The sequence below is a fragment of the Betaproteobacteria bacterium genome (genome assembly GCA_009377585.1).
In the GTDB taxonomy this organism is placed as follows: Bacteria; Pseudomonadota; Gammaproteobacteria; order Burkholderiales; family WYBJ01; genus WYBJ01.
In genome coordinates this window covers 1-3569 of sequence record WHTS01000234.1, presented here as the reverse complement: position 1 = coordinate 3569, position 3569 = coordinate 1, and the positions used below count along the sequence as shown (strand labels likewise).

Genomic DNA, 3569 nt, shown 5'->3' with positions numbered 1-3569 from the left:
ACGCCGTACCAGGAAGTGACGTTGAATCCGGACAAACCCGACTCGGCGATCGTGGGCAGATCGGGAAGCAGGCTCGATCGCTTGATGCTGGTCACGGCGATGGGACGCAGCCGCCCCGCCTTGACGTGAGGCATCGCGCCGGGGAAGCCGACCGACGAAACGTGCAAGTGGCCTCCGATCAGGTCGATCATGCCGGGACCCGAGCCCTTGTAGCCGATGTGCACGAACTTGACCTTGGCCATCACGCCGATCAGCGCCATGACAAGATGGTTCGGCGAACCGGGGCTCGCCCCGTAGTTGAGCTCGCCCGGGCGCGCGCGGGCGACCGCGATCAATTCCTTCATCGACTTGACCGGCATCGAAGGGTGCACCGCGATCATGCTCGGAAAGGTTGCCAGATTGCTGATGGGCGTGAGGTCGGTCGCCAGATCGTAAGGGAGCTTGCGATACAAGCTCATGTTGATGGAATGCGGGATGCCCGCGATCAACAGGGTATAGCCATCGGGCGCTGCCTTCACGACATAGTCGGCGCCGATGTTGCCGCCGCCGCCGGTTCGATTCTCCGCGACGACCGGTTGGCCGACACGCTCCGACAGCTTCTGTCCCACGAGCCGGCCGAGCAGGTCGGTGGCGCCGCCCGGGGAAAAGGGAATCACCATCCGGATCGGCTTCACGGGATAAGACTGCGCGAGCGCCGCTGGAGCACACGCGGCTGCGAGAACGATCAGCGCAGCGCGCCATGAGATTCGCATGATGGACCCCTTGTCATGAACGTTAGGATGGAAAGCGCATCGCGGCGGAGCGTTGGCCGAGTATATAGCGGGATTCGCCCGCATTTCTGCTCTACTGCATTCACCACGATGTCGTTGCGCCGGGCCTCAGGGTGGATAGCGACGGTTGCTGCTTTCGGTACTCTCGAGCAGGCAATCGCCGTGATTTGCGTGCTAGCATCGGGTCTCCATTCCGGAACTCACCGCGCCATGAAACCGAGTCAATCCGCCATCGTCAAGATCCGCGGCCTCGATTATCACTGCCGCATCTGGGGCAATCCGCGGGCGCCGATCGTCGTGCTGCTGCACGGGTTCCAGGATGTCTCGGCGTCGTGGCAGTTCACGGTCGATGCCCTGCAAGGCGACTGGTTCGTCGTCGCGCCCGACTGGCGCGGCTACGGTCTCACGCAGTGGAGCGGGGCCGACAGCTACTGGTTTCCAGACTACCTCGGGGACCTCGATGCGCTGCTCGACGAGCTCTCGCCCGACGCGCCGGTGAACCTGGTCGGCCACAGCATGGGCGGAAATGTCGGCGGCTTGTATGCGGGTGTGCGGCCCGAGCGCGTGCGCCGGTTCGTCAACATCGAGGGCTTCGGCATCGGCGGACGGCGGCAGGAGCCGGCACCCCGGCGTCTCGCCCGCTGGCTCGACGAATTGAAGGACGAAGCCGAGCAACGCGCGTACGACAGCTTCGACGAGTTCGCTGCCCGCATGCGGGCCGAGAACCCGCGGCTCACCGAGGAGCGCGCGCGCTTTCTTGCCGAGCATTGGGGCCGGGAGGACGAGGAGAGCGGCATCGTTCGCCGTGCCGATCCCGCACACAAGCGCAGCAATCCGACACCCACCGGCACCGACGATCTCCTCGCGTGCTGGCGCGAGACCACCGCGCCGGTGCTATGGATCGAAGGCGCGCAATCGGGGCTGATCGCCCGTATCGCGCGCAGCCCCGAGGAGTACGAGGCGCGCAAGGCGGCCATCCAGGATCTCGCCATCGAGCGCATTGAAGGCGCCGGCCACAACGTTCACCACGATCAGCCCGAAGAGCTTGCCGCGGCCATCGAGCGTTTTCTTCTCGCCTGAATCCCCGCCGTCGGGGTGGGACGACGGGGATGCCAGAAAACATTCGCCTAAAGTCGAATAGGAATGCATCGGGCCGCCCCGCAAAATCGTGACTCCTTTCCCACGAAGGAGATCACGAGATGGCACGTCACGGGACCTACCCGCACGACATCGTCCCTCCGCAGTCGCGTTACTACGACTCGGGCAGATTCGGCCGCATGTTCGCTACGTTGCCGGCATTCGCCGCCGATACGCCCGAGATACGCGAGGCGCTTCTGGACATCGGTAAGGCCGGCGGGGTTATGGATGCGAAGGACAAGCTCTCGGAAGGCCCGATCAAGCTGATCACCGATCCCGAGCTTTCCAAGCACAACCCCGACAATCCGTCGCTGACCGCGGGTTTCACCTTTCTCGGTCAGTTCATCGACCACGACATCACGTTCGATCCGACCTCGAGTCTCGAACGTCAGGTCGACCCCGAGCACATCTCCAATTTCCGCACTCCGAGTCTCGCGCTCGACAACGTATATGGCGCCGGGCCTGCCGGCAGTCCGCACCTGTTCGATCGCAAGAGCGGAATCAAATTCCTGCTCGAGCCGACCGGCACGCCGGGCAAGTTCGATGTCCCGCGCAACTCGCAGGGCGTTGCACTCATCGGCGATCCGCGCGACGACGAGAATCTGATGGTGTCGCAGCTGCAGGTGGCGTTTCTGATGTTCCACAACGCCGCGGTCGACTACGTCAAGGACAAGCTGCACCTCATGCGGGCGGACCAGGTGTTCGCCGAGGCGCAGCGCCTGGTGCGCTGGCACTACCAGTGGATCGTCGTGCACGAGTTCCTCGAGAAGACCTGCGGCGCCGAGGTGGTCGAGGACGTGCTGAACAATGGCCGCAAGTTCTACAAATGGCACAACGAGCCGTTCGTTCCGGTGGAATTCTCGGTCGCGGCGTACCGCTTCGGCCACAGTCAGGTGCGGCCTTCGTATCGGGCCAACTTCACGGGCAATCCGGGCGGGCAGCCGTTCTTCGGCATGATTTTCACGCCGGTGCCGTCGAGCCCGGTCGACCCGGACGATCTTTCCGGCGGGATACGCGCGCCGCGGCGCTTCATCGACTGGCGCACGTTCTTCGACTTCGGCGACGACAACGTGCGCGCGAACAAGAAGATCGATACGACGCTGTCGACGGCGCTGTTCAAGCTGCCCGGCTCGGTCGTCGCCAATCCCGACCCGAAGACGAGCCCCGCATCGCTGGCGCAACGCAATCTGCTGCGCCACCTGACCTTTTCCCTGCCTTCCGGCCAGAGAGTGGCGAAGGCCATGCGCCTGCCGGTGCTGCCGCAATCGGCCTTGGCCGACATTGGTCAGCATGGGCTCGACGATCGCACGCCGTTGTGGTTCTACATCCTGCGCGAGGCGTCGCACTTCAGCGGTGGCGAACGGCTCGGCCCGGTGGGCGCGCGCATCGTCACCGAGGTATTCATCGGCCTGCTGCAGGGGGACCGCACGTCCTATCTTTCGCAGGATCCCGAGTGGGAGCCGAGCCTGCCGACGGTCGACCCGAAGCGCAAGGGCGAGGACTTCACCATGGTCGATTTGCTGCGGTTTGCCGACGTGGCTTGAGGTCGTTTTTCCCCTCCTCTCATGAGAAACCAATCTCTGGATGCTGAGGATCAAGCAGGCACTGGCGTCGGGGTGATGAGGAAGCCGAGGGCTGCTGCACGACGCTTGAGCGCCGCCA

Annotated in this window: 3 protein-coding genes; 2 read left to right on the top strand and 1 reads right to left on the bottom strand. The window is 64.3% G+C overall.

All coding sequences use genetic code 11. The features are described 5' to 3' along the window. Nucleotides 1-836: tripartite tricarboxylate transporter substrate binding protein (locus GEV05_30865; GenBank protein ID MPZ47679.1), on the bottom strand; the 836-nt coding region annotated here is incomplete at its 3' end. A 144-nt stretch (nt 837-980) separates the two neighbouring features. Between GEV05_30865 and GEV05_30860 the strand changes: the two genes are divergently transcribed. Then, the gene (locus GEV05_30860; protein MPZ47678.1) at nt 981-1850 is read left to right on the top strand and encodes an alpha/beta fold hydrolase; all 870 of its coding nucleotides are present in this window, start codon (nt 981-983) and stop codon (nt 1848-1850) included. A gap of 119 nt (nt 1851-1969) precedes the next feature. After that, entirely contained in the window at nt 1970-3451 is a 1482-nt protein-coding gene (locus GEV05_30855; protein ID MPZ47677.1) for a peroxidase, read from the top strand. The last annotated feature ends 118 nt before the right edge of the window (nt 3452-3569 follow it).